We start from the raw sequence: 20,947 nt of genomic DNA, 5'->3' as shown, positions 1-20,947 counted from the left end.
CATGATAGGTACGGAGTTAAGAAGGTGAACATTTCCTTTCTTTAGCGGGTCGGGGTCCGTGCTCCATTATCAGCCGAACAAGGACTTGGGCGAGACGAGCGCGACGGCACCTGCGCGGTCGAATAGCGGCGGGCGAAAACTCCACGTGCTTCTTGCGCAAACCCAGGCCGAGAACGCCGGTGCACAAGAGATCTCCCGGTTGCTCGGCGCCGGGCTGACCGCGCGCGGTTACCGCGTCACCAACCTGTTCTTCTTTCGCAAATCGGATTCCTTCGATGAGCCGCCCGAGACGCTCTACTGCGCGCCGAGCCGGCCGGGAAATCCGCTGGCGCTGCTGCGGATGCTGTGGACGCTCGGCCGCCACATCACGGCTACCAGGCCCGACGCCGTCCTGACTTTCCAGCATTTCGGCAACGTCATCGGCGCCGGTGTCACGCGCCTCGTCAGCCGTGCACCCGTCGTCGCAAATCAGGTTTCATCCGCACTGGCGATGAGCTGGCCGGTCCGAACGGCCGACATCGCCATGGGCAGCCTCGGCTTCTTCGACTGCATCACGCTCAATTCGCAGGACATGGAGCGCGAATATGCGCGCTATCCCGCCGCCTACCGGTCGCGCATGGTGCATGTGCCGCACGGCTTCGACGACAAGGCCCTCACCCTCTCGAAGGAGGCTGCACGAGGTCAATTCAATCTGCCGCCGGACCGCGTCCTGCTCGGCTGCGCGGCACGGCTGCATCCGCACAAGCGGCTCGATCTGGCGATAGGTCTGCTGCCGGATCAACCGTCCTGGCATCTTGCGCTTGCCGGCCAGGGAGCCGACGAGGTCCGGCTGAGGCAGCTCGCGAACGACTTGAACGTCGCGGACCGTCTGCATTTGCTTGGTGAGATTCCTCCCGGCCGGATGGCGGACTTCCTTGCTTGTCTCGACGTGTTCGTCTTTCCGACCCAGGCCGAGACCTTCGGTCTGGCCGCAGTCGAGGCCGCCAACGCCGGAGTTCCCTCCGTCGTGACCGATCTTCCCGTCCTGCGCGAAGTGCTGTCCTACGAAGGCAGACCGACCGCGCTCTTCGTCGATGCCTCCGATCATGCGAAGCTCTCCGTGGCGGTATCCAGGCTGCTGACCGACAAGCGATTACGGGACGAACTGCGACAAAACGCCAAAGGCCTGCGGCTGCGCTATTCGGTAGATGCGATGGTTGAGGAATACGTCCGAATTCTCGACCGGGTCGTTTGACCTCATACGTCGGAACAGATTGGCTCGACATGATCATCGAGTTTCGCTGTGAACGTGACTACGCGCGACGCTGGATGGACCGCAGGACGCTGCCGGTCGACGGCCGCGACGTGCCGGTGCAGGTTGCCTGGACGGCAACGGCCGAGCCGCGTCCGGCGGGTCTCGATGCCCTGTTCGAGCTCGAACGCATGGTGTTGCACAAGGGCAAGCAGAGCGGCGCCGACAGGCTGACGATCGGCTCCGAACCAGCACGGGCCAATGTCGTCGGCACGGCCGACGTGATCGTCGATTTTACGAGTGCCCCGCGCGATCCGGCGAGCCCTGCCCGGCTCTATTTCCGGCCGCTGTTCAATGGCGTCGCAGGCGAAAATGCCGCGCTCGGCGCCATCCTCGCCGGCGACCTGCCCGTGATCGAGATCGTCAACGATATCGACGGCTCAGTCCTCGATCGCGGCCATCCGTCCGGTGAGATCGCCGCGGGCCTCAGCGGCGCGCTCGAAACGGTCATGGCGCGGACCCTGACCATGCTTTCGGCGATCCTGTCGGGAAGGCCGCGCATCGTGCCGCAGCTGCCGCGCCCCGCTGCCAGTGGCCGGCGCCGCGGCCCCCTTGGCTACGTTGCGCGCGGCCTTGCCGTGTCAATCGCCAAGGAGATCTATCGCCTCTGCTGCTATGCCCCGCATTGGCATGTCGGATGGCGCTTCAACGACGGCCCGGGCGTCTGGCAGACGGGAGACCTCTCAGGTCCAAGCTGGAACGTTCTGAGAGATCCTGGAAACCACTTCTACGCCGATCCCTTTCCCGTCGCGTGGCAGGGACGGACATTCGTCTTCTTCGAGGATCTCGATCATCGCGTTGGAAAAGGCATCATTTCGGCGATCGAGTTCAACGATGCGGGGCCGGTCGGCGAGGTGATGCCGGTGCTTCAGGAGCCCTGCCACCTCTCCTATCCGTTCGTGATCGAGGACGATGGCGAGCTCTGGATGATCCCTGAGAGCTCAACCCGCGGGGACGTCGCCCTCTATAAATGCGTTCGGTTTCCGGACAAGTGGGAGCGATACGCAACGCTTCTTTCCGGCCTCGAGCTGGCCGACGTCACGATCACGCGCCACAACGGCCTGTATTATCTGTTTGGCGCCTGGCGCGACGGAACGGCTGGTTATTCGGATTCGCTGGCGATCTATTACGCCGATCGCCTCTTGGGACCCTGGTCGCCCCACGCCAGCAATCCCGTCTTGATCGACCGCGCCAGCGCGCGGCCCGCAGGAAACTTCGTCACGCTCAATGACAAGCTGTGGCGACCGGTCCAGGATTGCACCGACGGATACGGCGCAGCGCTTGCCCTGGCAGAAGTGGTCGAACTGTCGCCGACGGCATTCAAGCAGATCGTCCGCCACGCTCTGAAGCCCGGACCGGCATGGCCCGGCAGGAAGCTGCATACCTTGAACCGCTGCGGCCGGCTCGAGCTGATCGACGGATCGCGCGTCCAACCCAAGACCAGTCTCTTCGCGAGCGCAATTCCATCGGCCGTGTCACCTGCGCGAACCAATCCTTCCGCCGCGCGCTAGTTGCCGCTCGCCAGCCGCACGTCTTCGCTGGCACCGCGCCCGAGTGCGCGGTCAAGCACACGTGAGATCGTTCCGGCCTGCGATGCGTTGGCGCGCCAGGCCACGATCTGGTCGGGACGTATCAGGGCGAGATCCGCCTCGTAGAGATCGCGCAACGATTTGGGTAGCGTGACGAGCTTTACATCGGCCCCGATCGCGCGGACGGTCTCGGCGAAGGACGCATGGGCCGACATGACATCCCCAAACTGAAGCAGGGTCCATTCGAATCCGAACAGGTCGTACAGGGACATGCCGTCCTCCAGCCACGCATGCGGGGCGCGGCCGCCGGGACAGGCGGTGGGAACGTAGACGTTGGCGGAATCCGGCGGCGGCTCGCTGCCGTCGGGGACGATGATCGGCGAGCCGTCGTAGCGCCCGCCGAAGGTGACACCGGGGATGTTGAACTCCGCACGGGCATGCCGATTGAGATAGGCGCCCGCAATCCGCCGCGCTTCGTGGCCGGCATCCGTCGCATCCTCGATCTCCGGGGCCGGCGCGAAGAGGCCAAGCGAATCGGCGAAGCGCCGCGCATAATCGGTGTTGCGGAGCGCCACCGGACGCCGCTCGACCTCGTAGCTGTCGAGCAGCGCCGCCGGGCTCACGCCCTTGACGACGCTTGCGAGCTTCCAGCCGAGATTGACCGCATCCTCGATCGCGGTGTTGTAGCCGAGCCCGCCGGTCGGCGTGAACAGATGCGCCGCGTCGCCGCCGAGGAAGACCCTGCCCCGCTGCATCCCATTCGCGACCAGCGCGTGGCCGGCGGTCCAGGTCAGAAAGGACAGGACATCGCAATCGATCGGCGCACCGCAAGCGCGCTGGAACGCGGCTTTGGCCTCGTTGATCGTGATCGCGCTTTCGTCCTCGCCCGGTCGCAACTGCGTGTGGAACGCAAATTCATCGCGGCCGTTCACCGAGGCCATGAAGGCGCGGCGGTCGCCGTTGAAGCAATTGTACATCCACGCTTTCGCGTGGGGGACGCGCGCGTAGAAATCGGGCGAGCGGAGATAGACCGCCAGCATGCGGCCGCCCATGAAGTCGCGCTGCGTTCCGGTCTCGCCGCCATAGCCAATCCCGAGCGATTGCCGGACCATGGAGCGCGGCCCGTCCGCCCCGACCAGGAAGGCGGCGCGGACCCGGAAGCGGCTGCCGTCGTCGAGACATTCGATTTCGCCGACGACACCGTCATTGCTTTCGGTGTAGCCGATCAGCCGGTGACCGTAGTTCAGCGTGATTCCGGGGAGCCGTTCGGCGTGGCGGCGCAGTACCGCCTCGACATATTTCTGCGAGACCCGATGCGGCAGCTCCGCCGCGCTCCAGGAACCCGACAAGCCCTTGATCAGCCCGCCCGCCCGCGACGCTGACGGCAGCGCGAAGCGCGCCAGCTCGTATCCGGTATAGCGCGTGAAATATGCGACATCGGTCGGGTAGTCCGCGGGCAGACCTTCGCGCCTGATCTCGTCGGCGAAACCCAGCCGTCGATAATGCTCCATCGAGCGCGCCTGCGTCGCGTTGGCCTGCGGATTGAAGGCCGTGCCTGGCTTTTCGTCGACCAGGATCGCGGACACCCCGCGGCGGCCGAGCTCGTTGGCCAGCATCAGCCCGCAAGGGCCGCCGCCCACAATGAGCACCGCGGCCGTCATACGAGTTTCCAAGACGCTCCTCCTCACCAGCATCAACTTACATGGTAAGGCTACCTGACAATTTCGTCAAGATACCTTACTATTTAGGATCGTGGAGCGTGTCGAACTCCTTGCCATACACCGCGAGCCCCTTCAGGATTGCATCCATCGTGGCCTTGCCGAGCTCGGCGCGCATCTCCCGCTCGGCGATGTCGACGGCATCGCGGAACGCATGGAGCCATTCGCGTCCGGCCGGCGTGAACACGACGATGCGCGCGCGGCGGTCGGTCGGATCGGCGATGCGATCGACCAGGCCGAGCTCGGCGCATTGATCGACCAGCTCGCCCATCGCCTGCTTGCTCATGGAGGCGCGGCGGGCGAGCTCGGTGAGCCGCGTCCCCTCCACGTCGAGATTGCGCGTGAGGCTGACATGAGCGATGCGCATCTCGTCGTGGCCGCGCTCGCTCATCAATTCGAGCACGCGCCCTTCGAAGCGCCGCACCGCGTTATTGAGCAGGCGGCCGATATTGGCATGCCGCCACGCCGTGCCTGACGTCCTGGATTTCACCGGATCTGCTTTCCGAATCGAGCGATCGACATCGTGGAAAGCTAACACAGGTGTCGGTGCGTACTACCGATCAGCACGGTGGTACCAGCGCGGGCGGCGCGATCGAACCGCCGCCCGTCAACTCTCATGCTTCGAACGCAACCAGCAGCGGACGATGCCCTACTGGGAGCGATCCGAGGTCCAGCCCTTGTACTCGGCGACGTTGTCCCTGGTCACGAGCTTGGACGGCAGCAGCTCGACGGTCGACGCCGGCTTCTGGCCGTTGAGAATGCCGACACCGACCTGCACGGCCCGCCGCGCCATGAAGAATGGGTCCTGCGACGCAGACGCCTGGATCTGCGGCGACTGCGGATCTTTCAGCGCGGCCTCGATATCGGGCGCGCCGTCGACAGCGGTGATGATCATGCCGGTTCGGTTCTGCTGGCGCGCTGCAAGGTCGGTGCCGATCGCCTGCGGATCGTTGATGGCGAAGATGGCGTCGATCTTGGGGAAACGGGTCAGATAGCCCTGCGCGACGGTGAGGCCACCCTCACGCGAGCCCTTGCCGTCCTGGTCGCTCGACAACACCTTGATGCCGGGATTCTTCGCGAACACGTTCTTGCAGCCGACCACACGGTCGATCACGGCGGAGACCTGCGGCCCGTTCTCGATGATGACGTCGCCCTTGCCGCCCAATTTGTCGACGATGTACTGGCAGGAGATTTCGCCGGCCTGCACGTTGTTCGTGGTGACGGTGGCATCGGCGCCCTCGGCCGCGGTGTCGACCGCGACGACGACGATGCCTGCGGCTTGCGCCTTCTTGATGGCCGGCCCGATCGCCTTGGGATCGCCGGGATTGAGCAGGATCAGGTCGACGCCGGCGGCGATGAAATTGTCGATCTGGGTGACCTGCTTGCCGAGGTCGTATTCGAATCCGACGGTCGTTATCTTCACGTTGGGATTGGTCTTCTTGGCCTCGAACTCGGCGCCCTTCGACAGCGCGACGAAGAACGGGTTGCCCATCGATCCCAGCGAGACGCCGATCGACTTGAGCTCCTTGGCGAAGGATGGTGCGGTGGTCAGGGCAAGCGCCATGGCGGCGCCGGCGAGCATGATGGTCTTCAACATGGACTTCCTCCCTGGTCTGTCTTCGTCCCCGGCGCGGCAGACCAGTTGCCGCAACGGAATCTCGTCTCGAGCCACGCGCACTACCCTCGCGCGCCAGGCTTTCAAGTTCTCGCGGAGCCTTGCAGCCGGTAGCGGTCCAGCGCCACGGCGCCGATGATCACCAGGCCCTTGATCACGTATTGCCAGATGTCGGACACTCCGATCAGGATGAGGCCGTTGGACAGCACGGCGATGATCAGCGCGCCGACCAGCGTGCCCCAGATCGAGCCGATGCCGCCGACGAAGGAGGTGCCGCCGAGGATCACGGCGGTGATCGCATCGAGCTCATAGGACTGGCCGAGCTGGAGGCCGTTGGCCGCGTAGAGCCGCGCCGCCTGCATGGCGCCGCCGAGCCCGGCGAAAAGTCCGGAGATGCCGTAGACGAAGATCAGGACGGCCCAGACCTTGATGCCGGCAAGCCGCGCTGCACTCTCGTTTCCGCCCACTGCATAGATATGCACGCCGAGCACGGTCCGGCGCAGCACCAGCCAGGAGACGAGAATGACGAGCAAGGCGATCACCGAGAGCCACGGGATCGACGCGACGCCGGGAACGAGCGTCAGCGAACCGTTGCCGATGAAAGCGTAGGGAATGGAGGGATTGAACACGGTGGTGTCGGCCCCGAGCAGCCGCGCCAGGCCGCGCACCGCGGTGAGCGAGCCGAGCGTGACGATGAAAGGCGGCAGCCGAAGCAGCGCAATCAACGCGCCGTTGACGATGCCGAAGCCGAGACCGGTGAGCAGCGCAGCCGGCAGCCACAGCATTCCGAGCTCCGGCACCTTGGAGAGCGTCAAACCCGCCATCGCGGAGGCCGCCAGGATCGAGCCGACCGACAGGTCGATGCCGCCGGTAAGGATGACGAAAGTCATGCCAGCGGCGAGCACGGTGTTCACAGCGGCCTGCTGCAATACGATGCCGAGATTTTGTCCGGTGAAGAAGCGGCCCTCCGACAGCACGTTGAAGCCGATGCAGAGGATCAGCAGCACCGGCAACATGCCCAGCGCGCTGATCAGCATCCTCATCCGCTGGCGCCTTGTTTCCGCGGCGGCGCCGTTGGTCGTCGTCGATGCCGGCTTTACCCCCACAGCACCATTGTCAGGCATCGAGATGCTCCATCCCCGTGGCAAGCCCCATGATGTCTTCCTGCGCCAGCGGCGAATTGGGGCCGCGGCTGACCTCGCCGGCGATGTGTCCGGCACGCATCACGATGACGCGGTCGCAGATGCCGATGATCTCGGGCAAATCGGACGAGATGACGAGGATCGCGGTGCCGGCCTTGGCGAGGTTATCGATGATCGAATAGATTTCCGACTTGGCACCGACATCGACGCCGCGCGTCGGCTCGTCGAGAATCAGGACCTTCGGTGCGATGGCGAGTAGCCGGGACAGCAGCACCTTCTGCTGGTTGCCGCCTGACAGCCCGCCGGCGGGAACGCCGACATTGGCGGCGCGGATGCTGAGGCCTGCAAAGGCGCGGTCGGCGCGCTCGCGTGCCTTGTCGCGATCCAGAAACCAGCCGAGCTTCGCATCGCGGCCGAGCACGGCGAGGTTGATGTTGTCCAGACACGACATGTCGAGAAACAGGCCGAGCGCCTTCCTGTCTTCGGTCAGATAGGCGATGCCGGCCTCGAGCGCCTCGCCCGGCGTGCGGATCTCGACCGGACGTCCCTCCAGCTCGAGCCGGCCGGAGGTTTTCGACGACGCACCGATGATGAGATGCGCAAGCTCGGTGCGACCGGCGCCGATCAGGCCGGCGAGGCCGACCACCTCACCCGCATGCACGGTGAGCGAGCAGCCCTTGACGCGCCCGCCATCGGCCATGTCGATCGCCGCGAGCACGGGATGCCCCCGCCCCGCCTTCGGATCATGGTCCTTCTTGTAGAACGAGGAGACGTCGCGACCGACCATCAGGCGCACGATGGTGTCGGCGCGGATCTCGGGCTTGTCGAGCGAGCCGACCAGGCGGCCGTCGCGCAGCACGGTGACGCGATCACCGAGCGCATAGACCTCGTCCATGCGATGCGAGATGTAGATGATGGCAAGGCCTTCGGCGCGAAGCTGGCGGATCAGCGCGAACAGCCGCTCGCTCTCAGCGGCCGACAACGAGGTGGTCGGCTCGTCCATGATGAGAATTTTGGATCTGGCGTGCAGCGCACGCGCGATCTCGACGAGCTGCCGCTGCCCCATGGACAGATGCGCCACCAGCGTCGAGGGCAGGAAGTCCGCGCCCAGGCGCTTCAGGATCGGGCCGACGCCCTCGCGCATCGCGCCGCGCGACAGCAGGCCGGATCGCGATATCTCCCGTCCCAGATAGATGTTCTCGGCAACGCTGAGATTGGGAGCGAGCGACAGCTCCTGATAGATGATGGAGATGCCCGCTGCGCGGCCGCCGAGCGGGCCTTCGATCCGCACCGGCCTGCCCTCGATGCGGATCTCGCCGCCCGGGTCGGGCCGGTAGGCGCCGGACAGGATCTTCATCAGCGTCGACTTGCCGGCGCCGTTCTCACCCATCAGGGCGTGAATTTCGCCGGGATAGACGGTGAGATCGACGGCCCGCAGCGCTTTGATCCCGAAGAAGGTCTTCGAGACCCCGCGCATCTCGAGGATCGGATCGTTCATCGTGCCTCCCGGCGCACAATGCGTTTCCCACCCGCGTCTCGTTTCTCGGCAACGCGGTTTGGTCATTAAACAAAAGCGGGTGACGCAGGGCAATACCGAAGGCGAGTATACCGAAGTATGCGAACCAGATTGGGCCAGCTAGTGGCGCGGCCGATACAGTTCGCGCCAGGCGGGAAGCCGTTCGGCGTAGGCATCGACCAGTGCAGCGTCGGGCTCGAATGTTTCGATGCGCTGCGGCCGCATGCATACGTCACCGATTGCCTCACCCGTGACAGCAAGCCGCCCCAATCTCGCCGCACCGAACGCGGCGCCGGTTTCACCTCCAGCAAAGCGGTGGACCGGAACGTTCAGCACGTTCGCCAGCACCGAGAGCCAGAAGGCAGAGCGTGAACCGCCGCCAATCACGTCGGCTTCCGCAATTCCGATGCCGGCATCCGCGAGCGCGTCGCGGCAATCGGCAAGCGCGAAGGCAACGCCTTCGAGCACCGCCTGCACGATCGCCGCGCGATCGGTGCCATGGCTCAGACCATCCAGCATGCCGCGCACGACGGGGTCGTCGTGCGGCGTCCGCTCGCCGGCGAGATAAGGCAGGAAGCTCACCGGCGACGGCGCCCGCGGCCGTGCTCCGAGCAGTGCCAGCAGCTCGGCCTCGGTGGCGCCGAACAGGCGCGCGAGCCAGGCGAGGCAGGAGGCCGCCGAGAGGATCGCGCCGGCCTGAATCCACATGCCGGGAATGGCATGGCAGAACGTGTGCACGACGCGGTCGGGATTGGCGGCGATCCGGTCGGTCGGGGCCATCAGCGCACCCGAGGTTCCCAGCGACACGAAGGCGGCTCCCGGCCGGATTGCGCCGATGCCGACGGCGCCCGCGGGATTGTCGCCGGCCCCACCGGCGATCATCGGTTGGCCCCTCATGCCCCAGCGCCGCGCGAGCTCGCTGCGCAATCTCGTTGCGGGCGCGCATCCCTCGACCAGGCGCGGCATGTGCTCGCGCGACAAGCCGGTCGCGGCCAGCGCTGCGTCCGACCAATCGCGGCGCGCCGCGTCGAGCCATAGGGATCCCGAGGCATCCGAGACGTCCTCGACGGCCTCGCCCGAAAGCACCAGTCGCAGATAGGCCTTTGGCAGCAGAACGAGTCTCGTCGCCGCGAAGATCTCGGGCTCGTGCGCGGCGATCCAGAGCAGTTTTGGCGCGGTAAAGCCTGGCATGGCCTTGTTGCCTGTCACCGCACGCAAGGCGGGCCAGCGTTGCTCCAGGATACGGCACTCGCTGGCCGATCGTCCGTCGTTCCAGAGAATGCAGGGCCGCAGCGGCTTCGAGCTCGCATCGAGCAGCGTGGCGCCATGCATCTGGCCGGACAGCCCGATGCCCTCGACCGCTGCCAACGCATCGGCGTGCGATGCCTTGAGGGCATCCAGCGTGGCAAAGGTCGCATCGATCCACTGCGCCGGATCCTGCTCGGAATAGCCCGGTTGCGGCGAGACGGTCGCGAGCGACCGGCTCTCGCTTGCGATCACGTGCTGGGCGTGGTCGACGAGAACCGTCTTGACCGCCGACGTGCCGAGATCGATGCCGAGATACATGGCTGCTTCCCGCTCACTTCGCCGCGTCGATCCAGATCCCCGGCTCCGAATGCTCCCGGATGTAGCTGACAAGGAAATCGGAGAACACCCTGATCTTGGCAGGCAGCCTAACGCGGTTCTGATAGGCGATGTTCATGGTGAGCAACGGCAGCTGCCAATCCCTCAGGACAGGCACCAGCCGGCCGGCGGCGATATCGCCCTGCACGATATAGAGCGGCTGGATCAGGATGCCGAGCCCCGCACGCGCCGCACCGCAGATGATCTGGCCGTCATTGCTGTCGAGCGTCGGCGCGATCCGGATCGTCTGCGTCGTGCTGCCCTGGCTCAGCCGCAGCGAATAGGGATCGTTGGCGAGGTTGTAGATCAGCATGTTGTGACGGGCGAGATCGGCGGGATGTTCGGGCCGGCCGTGCTTCTCCAGATAGGAAGGAGCGGCCGCGAGCACGCGGTGCATCTGACCGATGCGGCGGACGACGATGTTTGAATCCGGCTCGTGCTCCCGGGTGCGGATCGCGACGTCGATGCCGGCTTCGATGAAGTCCAGATAGCGGTTTGCGCTGATGATCTGCACGCTGAGATCAGGATAGAGCGCGCGGAAGGCGGGCAGCATAGGCGCGAGATAGATCATCGCAAAGGAGAGCGAGCTCGTCACGCGCAGCATCCCTTTCGGCGACAGCGCGCGGTCGGAGACCGCGTCCTCGGCTTCGGCGAGCTCGTTCAGAAGCGTGCTGCAACGCTGCAACAGCTCCTGCCCGGCTTCGGTCAGCCATTGCCGGCGCGTGTTGCGCTCGATCAGCCGAACCGCCAGCCGCTCCTCCAGCGCACTTAGATGGCGGCTCGCGGCCGCGTTCGACATCCGCAGGATTTCGGCGGCCTTGGAAAGGCTGCCGAGCTCAGCGGTTTTGGAGAAGACCTCGAGTTGGAGCAGCCGGTCCATTTTTGCAAAATGAGGAAAAGAGAGTTACAAATTTTGACCTTTATTTCCGTTTTCTGCAAGGCAAAATGCCGCCAACAAAGCACCATTGCAGGCGAGGAAACAGGGAAATGTCGGGCCCGATCAGGCACATCGTGATGTGGCGGCTGCGCGGGGATACGCCTGCGGAGCGCTCCGCCGCCCGGCTCAAGGTCAAGACCCTGTTCGAGGGCCTCAAGGGCCGGATCGACGGCCTCACCCATATCGAAGTCGGCATGGACGTCAGCGCGGTCGATTACGCCTGCGACGTGGTGCTGTTCTCCGAATTCATCGACCAGGCGGCGCTCGCCGCCTACGCCAACCACCCGGAGCATCTGCGCGTGCGCGAGGCGCTGGGCGACTTGCGGATCGGGCGCTTCCAGGTCGATTATCCCATCAAAGAGACCGGCGCATGATCGGCTCGTTCACCTTCGAAAACCTGCCCTGCCGCGTCGTGTTCGGCAGCGGAACGTTGGCGAGCGCCAGGGCCGAGGTCGAGCGGCTCGGCGGCAAGCGTGCGCTGGTGCTGACGACGCCGCAGCAGGAGGCGCAAGGCAAGAGCTTGGGGGCCGCGCTCGGCCCGCTCTATGCCGGGATCTTTTCCGGCGCCACCATGCACACGCCGGTCGAGGTCACGGAACGCGCGCTCGCGGCGATGAAGGCATGCGAGGCCGATTGCGTCGTCTCGCTCGGCGGCGGCTCGACCACCGGCCTCGGCAAGGCGCTGGCCTTGCGCAGCGGTGTCAACCAGCTCTGCATCCCCACCACCTATGCCGGCTCGGAGATGACGCCGATCGTCGGCCAGACCGAGAACGGGCTGAAGACCACGGTGCGCGATGCGGCCGTGCTGCCGGAGACCGTGATCTACGACGTCGACCTGACGCTGACGCTGCCGGCGAGCCTCGCCGCAACCTCGGGGATCAACGCGATCGCGCATGCGGTCGAGGCGCTCTACGCGCGCGATGCCAATCCCGTGACGTCGCTGATGGCGGAAGAAGGCATCCGCGCGCTGGCGCGCGCTTTGCCCGCCATTGCCGCCAAAAGCGACGATCGCGAGGCCCGCACCGAGGCACTCTATGGCGCCTGGCTGTGCGGTGTCTGCCTCGGCACGGTCGGCATGGCGCTGCACCACAAGCTCTGTCACACGCTCGGCGGCACTTTCGATCTGCCGCATGCCGAAACGCACACCATCGTGCTCCCGCACGCGCTGGCCTACAACGCCCCTGCAGTACCCGATGCGATGACGCGCATCGCGCGTGCGATCGGCGCGGCGGACGCATCGCAGGGACTCTTCGATCTTGCGAAGCGGCTGGGTGCGAAGGTCGCGCTGCGCGACATCGGCATGCCTGAGAGCGGCATCGACAAGGCGGCCGATCTCGCCGTCACCAACGCCTATTGGAACCCGCGCCCGCTCGAGCGTGGCGCCATTCGCGACCTGATTGCACGCGCCTGGGCCGGCGAGCCGCCAAGCGCCCTCGAAGCGGCGGCGTGAGACGATGCGGCGCACGCTGATCAAATCGGCCAGCATCATCAGCATGGATGATGCGATCGGCGACCTCTCGACCGGCGATGTGCTGGTCGAGGGCAGCCGGATCGCCGATGTGCGCCCGTCGATCGACGCTGCGGCCGATACGGAGGTCGTCGACGGCACCGGCCGCATCGTCATTCCGGGCTTGATCAACGCACATATGCACACTTGGCAGACCGGCTTGCGCGGCTTTGCCGCGAACTGGACGCTGCTGGAATATTTCCGCCGCATGCATGCGGGCCTCGCCACCGTGTTCCGGCCCGACGACATCTACATCGCCACGCTCGTCGGCGCGCTGAACCAGATCAACCACGGCGTCACCACGCTGGTCGACTGGTGCCACAACAACCCGACACCCGATCATACCGACGCCGCCGTGCACGGCCTGATCGAAAGCGGCATCCGCGCCGCGTTCTTCCACGGCTCGCCGAAGCCCGAGCCAAAGCCGGGCGAGCCGCATTTCTCGGAAGTGCCGCATCCGCGCCGCGAGGTCGAGCGGCTGCTGGCAGGCCCCCTCGCCGACCGCGACGCACTCGTCACGCTCGGGCTCGCCGTTCTCGGCCCGCATTATTCGACGCTCGATGTCGCCATGCACGATTTCCGCTTGGCGAGGGAGCTGAACCTGATCGCCTCGATGCATCAGGGCGGCGGACCCGCCAAGACGCCCGGCGGCTGGGAGAAGCTGCTCCAGGCCGGTCTCGTCGGCCACAGCATCAACATCGTCCATGGCAACGATCTGCCTGATGATCTGCTCGATCGTCTCGTCGATCTCGGCGTGTCGTTCTCGGTGACGCCCGAGAACGAGATGATCCAGGGCCATGGCTTTCCGATCACCGGCCGCCTCCTGATGCGCGGCGTACGGCCGACGATCGGCATTGATCTCGAATCCGTGCTCGCCGGCGATCTCCTCTCCGCCGCGCGCGTTGCGCTCTCCATGCAGCGGGCGCTCGACAATGCGGAGTCGCGAAAGGCGAGCGGCACGATTCCGGCGACGACCACCATTCCGCTCCGCGAAGCGCTGCGCTGGATCACGACGGAAGGCGCCCGCATGCTCGGCCGCGAGCACCGGATCGGCTCGCTGACGCCGGGCAAGCTCGCCGACCTCGTCATCATCAACGCCTCCGATCTCAATCTCCATCCGGTGCATGACCCGATCGCAACCGTCGTGATGCAGACGAGCCTTGCCAACATCGAGGCCGTCATGATCGGCGGCACCTGGAAGAAGAGAAATGGCCGGCTGCTGGTCGAGGGACTCGAGACGAAGAAGGAATTGCTGGCGCAATCCGGCCGGCGGCTGGTGCGGGACATCGAACGACAGGGACGCGCCGCCTGAAGGCGCCAATGGACGAGAACAATGACTGACGCTCTGAAGAAAGTTGCTTTCATCGGGATCGGCAAGATGGGCCTGCCGATGTCGGTGCTCGTCGCGAAGGCCGGCTACACCGTCACCGCGTTCGACCAGAGCGCGGCCCGCATCGACGAGGCACGCGCGCAGGGTATTGCGATTGCCGCTTCGCCGGCCGAGACCGTGAGCGGCAGAGCGACCGCTATCACGTCTCTGCCTGACGACGCCGCTTTGCGCGGCGCGTTGCTCGGCCCCGCCGGCCTGATCGCCGCGATGGCACAAGGTGCCGTCTTGATCGAAACCAGCACTGTCAGCGTCGAAGCCTCGGCTGAGGTTGCGGCCGCCGCGCAGGCGCGTGGCATTTCCTATCTGCGCTCGCCGGTCTCCGGCAATGCCAGCATCGTTCATACCGGCGCGCTGACCTGCTTCGTCTCGGGGCCGAAGGACGCCTTCGAGAGCGCAAAGCCGCTGTTCGCAGCCTTCACCCGCGCCCAGACCTATCTCGGCCCCGCGGAGGAAGCGCGCTACGCAAAACTCTCGGTCAATCTGATGATCGCGGTGTCGGCGGCGATGATGGCCGAGAGCCTGGCGCTGGCGCGCAAGGGCGGCATCGCCTGGCAGGACATCCTTAAAGTTCTCGACGACAGCGCGGTCGCTTCCCCCATGGTGAAGTACAAGACCGCGCCGCTGCGGACCCGCGATTTTCAGTCCACCTTCTCCTGCAGGCAGATGGCCAAGGATCTCGACCTGATCCTGGGTGCCGGCCATGCGGTCGGCGTGCCGCTGCAGCTCGCGGCACAAGTGCGCGAGACCTATGGCGCGCTGGTCGCCCAGGGCGACGGCGACACCGACTTCATCGCGACGGTCAAGCACCTCGAACGGCTATCTGGCCTCGGCGAGCCAAAACTCTGATCGCGGAGATACACATGCGCAATTTCAACGAAAACACGATCACGGACGCCGTACTGGAGCGGATCGCGGGCGCGACCGATCCGCGCATCAAGCAGGTGAGCGAGGCGCTGGTGCGGCATCTTCACGCCTTCGTCCGCGAGGTGCGGCCGACTCAGAAGGAGTGGGAGTACGGCATCGACTTCCTGACCCGCACCGGGCAGATGTGCACCGACAAGCGCCAGGAGTTCATCCTGCTGTCGGACACGCTCGGCGTCTCCATGCTGGTCGATGCCATCAACCATCCGGTGCCCGCAGGCGCGACCGAGACCACGGTGCTCGGGCCGTTCTTCGTTCAGGCCGCGCCGGAGAAGGACAGCGGCGCTGACATCTCCGGGCCGATGGATGGCGATCCGATGCTGGTCACCGGCTCGGTCTCGGCCGTGGACGGAAAGCCACTCGCCGGAGCGACCGTGGACGTCTGGCACTCCGACGACGATGGCTATTACGACGTGCAGCAGCTCGACAAGATCGGCGATCTCGCGATGCGCGCCCGCTTCCACACCGACGCCAATGGCCGCTTCCATTTCTGGTCGATCAAGCCGGCCGCTTACCCGATTCCGCATGATGGACCAGTCGGCGAGATGCTCGAAGTGCAGGGACGCCATCCCTGGCGCCCGGCGCATGTGCACTTCATGATCTCAGCGCCAGGTTTCGAGCAGCTGGTGACGCACGTGTTCGTTGCCGGCGATCAATATCTCGACAGCGACGTGGTGTTCGGCGTCAAGGACAGCCTGATCCGCGAATTCGTCCGTCATCCCGCCGGCCGTGCGCCGGATGGTCGCATGGTGGAGCGCGACTATTTTCATCTCAACTATGATTTCGGCCTGAAGCAGGTCGCAAGCAACGCTAGAGCCGCTTAAGCTCAACGACGGACTAACAAGAGTCCGTAAAACAGGGACGGGAGCTGAGGATGGGACCGCGGGTCAGCACGGGCATTTTGGCCGAGCGCCTCACCGGCATGATCGGTCCGCGCGCGAGCGTCGCGCGCGGCGTGCTTGATCAGCACGGGCAGAGCGAGTCGCACTATCAGAGCCTGCCGCCCGACATCGTCGTCTTCCCCGAGACCACGCAGGAAGTCGCCAAGATCGTCAAGCTGTGCGCCGACGCGGGCATGCCGATCGTCCCGTTCGGCGCCGGCACTTCGCTCGAAGTCAATGCTGCCTCGGTCGCGGGCGGCGTCTGCTTCGACTTCGCGCGCATGAACAAGGTGCTCAGCCTGCACGACAGCGACATGGATGTCGTGGTGCAGCCCGGCATCACGCGCAAGCAGCTCAATGCGGAACTGCGCAATACCGGCCTGTTCTTCCCGATCGATCCCGGCGCCGACGCCTCGATCGGCGGCATGGCCTCGACGCGCGCCTCGGGCACGATGGCGGTGCGCTACGGCACCATGAAGGACAACGTCATGGCGCTCGAGGTCGTGCTGGCCGACGGGCGCATCATCCGCACCGCCCGGCGCGCGCGCAAATCGGCGGCCGGGTATGATCTGACGCGTATGTTCGTCGGCGCGGAAGGCACGCTTGGCGTCATCACTGAGATCACGCTGAAGGTGCACCCCGTGCCGCAGGCGATCTCGGCCGCAGTCTGCAGCTTCGACACCCTGCACGAGGCCGTCGACACCGCCATCTCCGTGATCCAGTCCGCGATCCCCGTGGCGCGGATCGAGCTGCTCGACGACGTCATGATGCGCGGCATCAACGGCTACGCCAAGCTCGGCTATCGCGAGGCCCCCACCCTTTTCTTCGAATTCCATGGCTCGGAGACATCGGTCGCCGAGCAGGCCGAGGCCGCGCAGGCGATCGCGGCCGAGCACGGCGGCCATGGCTTTGCCTGGGCCAAGGCACAGGAAGACCGCAGCCGGCTCTGGCACGCCCGCGACAACACGCTCTATGCCGGCCTCGGCCTGCGGCCCGGCGCACGCGCCGTGATCACCGACGTCTGCGTCCCGATCTCGCGTCTGGCGGAATGCCTGACCGAGACGCGGCGCGATGCGGACGAGCATGGCTTCACCGCGCCGATCGTCGGCCATGTCGGCGACGGTAATTTCCACATGCTGATCCTGATCGACCCGACAAGACCGGAGGAGGCCGAAGGCGCCAAGGCGCTGCAGGCCCGCATGGTCGCCCGCGCCATCGCCATGGACGGCACCTGCACCGGCGAGCACGGCATCGGGCTCGGCAAGATCGATTATCTCACCGACGAGCTCGGCGAGGCCGTAGATGTGATGCGATCGATCAAGGCAGCGCTCGATCCTAACGGATTGATGAACCCCGGAAAGATCTTTGCTGGCAGAGCCAAAACATGAGCAACAAGCCATGAGCGACGCGCTCCCGATCGAGGTCACCTCGCCCACGCCGCTGCTGGAGCTGCGCGGCATCAGCAAGGAGTTTCCAGGCGTCAAGGCGCTGGACGACGTGTCCTTTGCCGTCTACCCCAGCGAAGTGCACATGCTGCTGGGCGAGAACGGCGCCGGCAAGTCGAGCCTGATGAAAGTGCTGTGCGGCGCCTATCGCGCCGACGCCGGAGAATTCTACCATAAGGGAGAGAAGGTCGCGATCTCCTCGACCGCCGATGCGCAGAAGCTCGGCATCGCCGTGATCTTCCAGGAATTCTCGCTGGTCCCCTATCTCGACATCGCCCAGAACATCTTCCTCGGCCGCGAGCCGAAGGGCCGCATTCCCGGCACCATCGACCGCCGCAGGATATTGGCCGACGCAAGGCGCGTGCTCGACACCATCGGCTTCGACATCGATCCCTCCACCACCGTCGACAAGCTCGGTGTCGCGCAGCAGCAGATGGTCGAGATCGCCAAAGCGATCAGCCAGAATGCCCGCATCCTTGTTATGGACGAGCCCACCGCGGCACTGTCCGACCGCGAGACCGAGCTCTTGTTCGCGCTGATTGCGCGGCTGAAGGCTGACGGCGTCTCCATCGTCTATATCTCGCATCGTATGGCCGAAGTGTTCGCGCTCGGTGATCGCATCACCGTGCTGCGCGACGGCCGCCGCATCGACGGCGTCCGGCCTGCCGACGTCACGCCGGACCAGCTGGTGCGCATGATGGTCGGCCGCAACGTCGATATGACCTATCCGCGCCATTTCGCCGACAAGCCGGGCGAGGTGCTGCTCGAGGTCAAGGGCCTGAGCGCGCCCTCCGGCATTTCCGACATCAACATCGAGGTGCGGCGCGGCGAGATCGTCGGGCTATGCGGCCTGGTCGGCTCCGGCCGCAGCGAGGTCGCCCGCGCGATCTTCGGCGCCGATCCCGTGACCTCGGGTGAGATTATCTTCGACGGCAAGAGCATTTCCGGCGAGCCAGATCTCGCCGCCCGCCGCGGCATCGCGCTGATCCCGGAGAGCCGCAAGAGCGAAGGTCTCGCGCTGCTGCGATCCGTCAGCGACAATCTGGTGGTGTCGGCGCTGAAAAAGCTGTTCCCGAGCGGGCTGTTCGACCAGCGCTCGGCCCAGCGTACCGCCGACGGACTGATCCGGCAGCTCCGCATCGCGACGCCGAGCGCACGCCAGACCGTCGGCCTGCTCTCGGGCGGCAACCAGCAGAAGGTCGTGATCGGCAAATGGCTCGCCGCCGGCTCGAACCTCTTCATCTTCGATGAGCCGACGCGGGGCATCGACATCGGCGCCAAGTCGGAAATCTTCGCGCTGATCGACCGCCTCGTCGCGGAAGGCGCGGCGGCGCTGATGATCTCGTCCGAGCAGGTCGAGATCTGCCATGTCTGCGACCGCGCCTATGTGATGCGCGAGGGACGCATCGCCGGACACCTGACACGCAACGAATTGACCGAGGAGAACATCGTGCGATTGGGGATGCATCATGCGTGAGGTCGCAGTCGCTTCGGAGCCCAATCCGCTGCAGCGCATTCCCGGTGTGGCCATGGTGCTGGTGCTGCTGATCGCGCTGTTCAGCGTGATCGCGCCCGGCTTCCTCTCGGTCGCCAACCTCTCCAACGTGCTGGTGCAGTCGACCATCCTGACCATGCTCGCGCTGCCGATGACTCTTATCATCATGACGGAGGGGCTGGACCTGTCGATGGGCGCGGTGCTGACGCTGACCTCGCTCTGCGTCGCGATCGTGTCGCTTGCGACCAAGTCGATGTTGCTGGGTCTCGGCGCCGGCCTTCTGGTCGGCACGGCCTTTGGTGTTGCCAACGGCTGGCTGGTCGCCATTCTCGGCATACCGCCCTTCGTCGCGACCCTCGGCACGCTCGGCATGGCGCAGGGCCTGTCGCTGATCGTCAGCGACGGCCAGAGCGTGGTCGGCATTCCCCACAGCGTGCGTGACATCTACTCGGCGACGCTGCTCGGCATTCCCGTGCCGATCGTGATGGCGCTGGTGACTTATGCGGCGTTTCACGGCCTGCTCTATCACACCCGCTTCGGCACCTACATCTTCGCCCTCGGCGGCAACCGCGAGGCACTGCGCTATGCCGGGCTCTCACCCAACAGGCTGCTGATCGCGGTCTACGCGATCGGCGGCGCCATGGCCGGCATCGCAGGCCTGTTGATGACCGCACGCATGAACTCCGGCCATCCGACCGCCGGCCTCGGTCTGGAATTCGATGCCATCGCTGCCGTCGCCGTCGGCGGCACCTCGTTCGAGCGCGGCAACGGCTGGCTGCTCGGTACGCTGCTCGGGGTTCTCTCCGTCGGCGTGTTGCGCAACGGGCTGAACCTGATCTCGCTGCCCTCCTCGGTGCAGGTCGCCAGCGTCGGCGTGCTCGTCATCGTTGCCCTGTTCCTCGACGGCCTCAGGAGCCGCACATGACCGACATCACCAAGGGCGCCATCGCGCCGCCCCGCTCCTTCCTGTCGCAGGACGCGGTCCAGCTGTTCTATCGCCTGCTCGCGGCTTTCCTGATCTGCGCGGTGCTCGCCGTGCTCAGCGATTCCTTCCTGAGCCTCGGCAACATCCTCAACGTGCTAAGGCAGGCGAGCCTGACCTTCTTCATCGCCTCCGGCCTGACGCTGGTGGTGCTCACTGCCGGCCTCGATCTCTCCGTCGGCGCCAATGTCGCGTTGTCCGCCTGCCTCGCCGGCACCGTGATCCACAAGACCGGCTCGCCGGCGCTCGGCATCCTCACCGGGCTTGCCTGCGGCGGCATCGTCGGCCTGCTCAACGGCGTCATGGTCACAGCGCTCCGCATCCCCTCCTTCATCGCTACCTATGGCATGCTTTGGGTGCTGAACGGCCTCACCTACTGGTACATGGCCGGTGAGACCCTGCACGGCTTCCCCGCAGGCTTCCGCCAGATCGGCAGCGGCTATCTGTTCGGCCTGCCCATTCCGATCTATCTGCTCCTGGTGTTCCTCGGCATCGGGACGTTCTTCGCGCAGCGCACGGTCTGGGGCCAGGAGATCTATGCGATCGGCGCCAATCCTGTCGCCGCGCGATTATCAGGCATTCCCGTCGCGCGGCGCCTGCTGCTGGTCTACGCGGTATCAGGCACCATGGCGGGACTTGCCTCGATCATCTTCCTGTCGCGGCTCAATTCGGCAGAGGCCGATATCGGCGAGAGCCTGACGCTGCCGGCGATCGCGGCCGTTCTGATCGGCGGCACCTCGCTGTTCGGCGGCGTCGGCACCGTGTTCGGCACCTTCATCGGCGCGCTGATCCTGACCTTGGTGCTGAACGGCATGAACCTGCTCGCGGTCAGCGCCAATTGGCAGCCGCTCGTCACCGGCGTCATCGTCATTCTCGCGGTCTGGCTCGACATGAAAACCCGCCGCCGCGCGCAATGAGTCATGGAAATCCAACAAGCAAAATGAGGGATGGAGGC

General features: G+C 65.7%; 18 protein-coding genes. 11 read left to right on the top strand and 7 right to left on the bottom strand.

The genetic code is table 11. The annotated features are described in order from the left end of the window. Window positions 1–58 precede the first annotated feature (58 nt). The gene (locus HZZ16_RS01465; RefSeq protein WP_197946724.1) at window positions 59–1,234 is read left to right on the top strand and encodes a glycosyltransferase family 4 protein; all 1,176 of its coding nucleotides are present in this window, start codon (window positions 59–61) and stop codon (window positions 1,232–1,234) included. A 29-nt stretch (window positions 1,235–1,263) separates the two neighbouring features. Then, complete coding sequence (locus HZZ16_RS01460) at window positions 1,264–2,802, top strand: glucosamine inositolphosphorylceramide transferase family protein (RefSeq protein WP_197946723.1); 1,539 nt, start codon at window positions 1,264–1,266, stop codon at window positions 2,800–2,802. Here the strand turns inward: HZZ16_RS01460 and HZZ16_RS01455 are convergent. From HZZ16_RS01455 to HZZ16_RS01425, 7 genes are all read right to left on the bottom strand, one after another. Continuing rightward, window positions 2,799–4,514: an FAD-dependent oxidoreductase gene (locus HZZ16_RS01455; RefSeq protein WP_197946722.1), complete on the bottom strand. Its 1,716-nt coding sequence runs from the start codon at window positions 4,512–4,514 to the stop codon at window positions 2,799–2,801. The two genes, HZZ16_RS01460 and HZZ16_RS01455, sit on opposite strands and share 4 nt — an antisense overlap. A gap of 46 nt (window positions 4,515–4,560) precedes the next feature. After that, window positions 4,561–5,028 (bottom strand): MarR family winged helix-turn-helix transcriptional regulator, encoded by a 468-nt coding sequence (locus tag HZZ16_RS01450; RefSeq protein ID WP_197946721.1) that lies wholly within the window; start codon window positions 5,026–5,028, stop codon window positions 4,561–4,563. 159 nt (window positions 5,029–5,187) lie between these two features. Further along, window positions 5,188–6,135, bottom strand: coding sequence for an ABC transporter substrate-binding protein (locus tag HZZ16_RS01445; protein ID WP_197946720.1), 948 nt, complete (start codon window positions 6,133–6,135; stop codon window positions 5,188–5,190). Window positions 6,136–6,236: 101 nt separating this feature from the next. Next, a complete protein-coding gene (locus tag HZZ16_RS01440) occupies window positions 6,237–7,277 on the bottom strand; it encodes an ABC transporter permease subunit (RefSeq protein ID WP_197946718.1) in 1,041 nt (346 codons plus the stop codon). Continuing rightward, a complete protein-coding gene (locus tag HZZ16_RS01435) occupies window positions 7,270–8,793 on the bottom strand; it encodes a sugar ABC transporter ATP-binding protein (RefSeq protein WP_197946716.1) in 1,524 nt (507 codons plus the stop codon). Before HZZ16_RS01435 ends, HZZ16_RS01440 begins: the two co-directional genes overlap by 8 nt. 138 nt (window positions 8,794–8,931) lie before the next feature. After that, on the bottom strand, window positions 8,932–10,377 hold the full coding sequence (gene xylB, locus HZZ16_RS01430; protein WP_197946714.1) for a xylulokinase: 1,446 nt from the start codon (window positions 10,375–10,377) through the stop codon (window positions 8,932–8,934). Window positions 10,378–10,390: 13 nt separating this feature from the next. Further along, window positions 10,391–11,314, bottom strand: coding sequence for a LysR family transcriptional regulator (locus HZZ16_RS01425; RefSeq protein WP_157282638.1), 924 nt, complete (start codon window positions 11,312–11,314; stop codon window positions 10,391–10,393). Window positions 11,315–11,421: 107 nt separating this feature from the next. Between HZZ16_RS01425 and HZZ16_RS01420 the strand changes: the two genes are divergently transcribed. Genes HZZ16_RS01420 through HZZ16_RS01380 form a run of 9 tightly spaced genes read left to right on the top strand, consistent with a single transcriptional unit; the run spans window position 11,422 to window position 20,909 of the window. Next, window positions 11,422–11,745, top strand: a complete 324-nt coding sequence (locus HZZ16_RS01420) for a Dabb family protein (RefSeq protein WP_197946713.1) — start codon at window positions 11,422–11,424, stop codon at window positions 11,743–11,745. Beyond that, entirely contained in the window at window positions 11,742–12,821 is a 1,080-nt protein-coding gene (locus HZZ16_RS01415) for a maleylacetate reductase (RefSeq protein WP_197946711.1), read from the top strand. Before HZZ16_RS01420 ends, HZZ16_RS01415 begins: the two co-directional genes overlap by 4 nt. A 4-nt stretch (window positions 12,822–12,825) precedes the next feature. Continuing rightward, window positions 12,826–14,190 (top strand): amidohydrolase family protein, encoded by a 1,365-nt coding sequence (locus HZZ16_RS01410; RefSeq protein WP_197946708.1) that lies wholly within the window; start codon window positions 12,826–12,828, stop codon window positions 14,188–14,190. A gap of 21 nt (window positions 14,191–14,211) precedes the next feature. Further along, the gene (locus HZZ16_RS01405) at window positions 14,212–15,114 is read left to right on the top strand and encodes an NAD(P)-dependent oxidoreductase (RefSeq protein WP_197946706.1); all 903 of its coding nucleotides are present in this window, start codon (window positions 14,212–14,214) and stop codon (window positions 15,112–15,114) included. A 14-nt stretch (window positions 15,115–15,128) separates the two neighbouring features. Beyond that, window positions 15,129–16,013: an intradiol ring-cleavage dioxygenase gene (locus HZZ16_RS01400; RefSeq protein WP_197946704.1), complete on the top strand. Its 885-nt coding sequence runs from the start codon at window positions 15,129–15,131 to the stop codon at window positions 16,011–16,013. Window positions 16,014–16,063: 50 nt separating this feature from the next. Beyond that, complete coding sequence (locus HZZ16_RS01395) at window positions 16,064–17,458, top strand: FAD-linked oxidase C-terminal domain-containing protein (protein WP_197946702.1); 1,395 nt, start codon at window positions 16,064–16,066, stop codon at window positions 17,456–17,458. A gap of 10 nt (window positions 17,459–17,468) precedes the next feature. After that, on the top strand, window positions 17,469–18,992 hold the full coding sequence (locus HZZ16_RS01390) for a sugar ABC transporter ATP-binding protein (protein WP_197946700.1): 1,524 nt from the start codon (window positions 17,469–17,471) through the stop codon (window positions 18,990–18,992). Then, on the top strand, window positions 18,985–19,935 hold the full coding sequence (locus HZZ16_RS01385) for an ABC transporter permease (protein ID WP_197946698.1): 951 nt from the start codon (window positions 18,985–18,987) through the stop codon (window positions 19,933–19,935). Before HZZ16_RS01390 ends, HZZ16_RS01385 begins: the two co-directional genes overlap by 8 nt. Continuing rightward, window positions 19,932–20,909, top strand: a complete 978-nt coding sequence (locus tag HZZ16_RS01380) for an ABC transporter permease (RefSeq protein WP_197946696.1) — start codon at window positions 19,932–19,934, stop codon at window positions 20,907–20,909. Before HZZ16_RS01385 ends, HZZ16_RS01380 begins: the two co-directional genes overlap by 4 nt. Window positions 20,910–20,947 lie beyond the last annotated feature (38 nt).

It is taken from the genome of Bradyrhizobium glycinis, from assembly GCF_016031655.1.
Classification (GTDB): domain Bacteria; phylum Pseudomonadota; class Alphaproteobacteria; order Rhizobiales; family Xanthobacteraceae; genus Bradyrhizobium; species Bradyrhizobium glycinis.
The sequence above is the reverse complement of the archived record's forward strand: the minus strand, read 5'-3'. Positions and strand labels throughout refer to the sequence as shown.

Excerpts from the sequence above, each read along its gene's own strand:
- HZZ16_RS01460 (WP_197946723.1), top strand. The coding sequence starts at position 1,264 with ATGATCATCGAGTTTCGCTGTGAACGTGACTACGCGCGACGCTGGATG.
- HZZ16_RS01455 (WP_197946722.1), bottom strand. The coding sequence starts at position 4,514 with ATGCTGGTGAGGAGGAGCGTCTTGGAAACTCGTATGACGGCCGCGGTG.
- HZZ16_RS01445 (WP_197946720.1), bottom strand. The coding sequence starts at position 6,135 with ATGTTGAAGACCATCATGCTCGCCGGCGCCGCCATGGCGCTTGCCCTG.
- HZZ16_RS01440 (WP_197946718.1), bottom strand. The coding sequence starts at position 7,277 with ATGCCTGACAATGGTGCTGTGGGGGTAAAGCCGGCATCGACGACGACC.
- HZZ16_RS01435 (WP_197946716.1), bottom strand. The coding sequence starts at position 8,793 with ATGAACGATCCGATCCTCGAGATGCGCGGGGTCTCGAAGACCTTCTTC.
- xylB (WP_197946714.1), bottom strand. The coding sequence starts at position 10,377 with ATGTATCTCGGCATCGATCTCGGCACGTCGGCGGTCAAGACGGTTCTC.
- HZZ16_RS01425 (WP_157282638.1), bottom strand. The coding sequence starts at position 11,314 with ATGGACCGGCTGCTCCAACTCGAGGTCTTCTCCAAAACCGCTGAGCTC.
- HZZ16_RS01420 (WP_197946713.1), top strand. The coding sequence starts at position 11,422 with ATGTCGGGCCCGATCAGGCACATCGTGATGTGGCGGCTGCGCGGGGAT.
- HZZ16_RS01415 (WP_197946711.1), top strand. The coding sequence starts at position 11,742 with ATGATCGGCTCGTTCACCTTCGAAAACCTGCCCTGCCGCGTCGTGTTC.
- HZZ16_RS01410 (WP_197946708.1), top strand. The coding sequence starts at position 12,826 with ATGCGGCGCACGCTGATCAAATCGGCCAGCATCATCAGCATGGATGAT.
- HZZ16_RS01405 (WP_197946706.1), top strand. The coding sequence starts at position 14,212 with ATGACTGACGCTCTGAAGAAAGTTGCTTTCATCGGGATCGGCAAGATG.
- HZZ16_RS01400 (WP_197946704.1), top strand. The coding sequence starts at position 15,129 with ATGCGCAATTTCAACGAAAACACGATCACGGACGCCGTACTGGAGCGG.
- HZZ16_RS01395 (WP_197946702.1), top strand. The coding sequence starts at position 16,064 with ATGGGACCGCGGGTCAGCACGGGCATTTTGGCCGAGCGCCTCACCGGC.
- HZZ16_RS01390 (WP_197946700.1), top strand. The coding sequence starts at position 17,469 with ATGAGCGACGCGCTCCCGATCGAGGTCACCTCGCCCACGCCGCTGCTG.
- HZZ16_RS01385 (WP_197946698.1), top strand. The coding sequence starts at position 18,985 with ATGCGTGAGGTCGCAGTCGCTTCGGAGCCCAATCCGCTGCAGCGCATT.
- HZZ16_RS01380 (WP_197946696.1), top strand. The coding sequence starts at position 19,932 with ATGACCGACATCACCAAGGGCGCCATCGCGCCGCCCCGCTCCTTCCTG.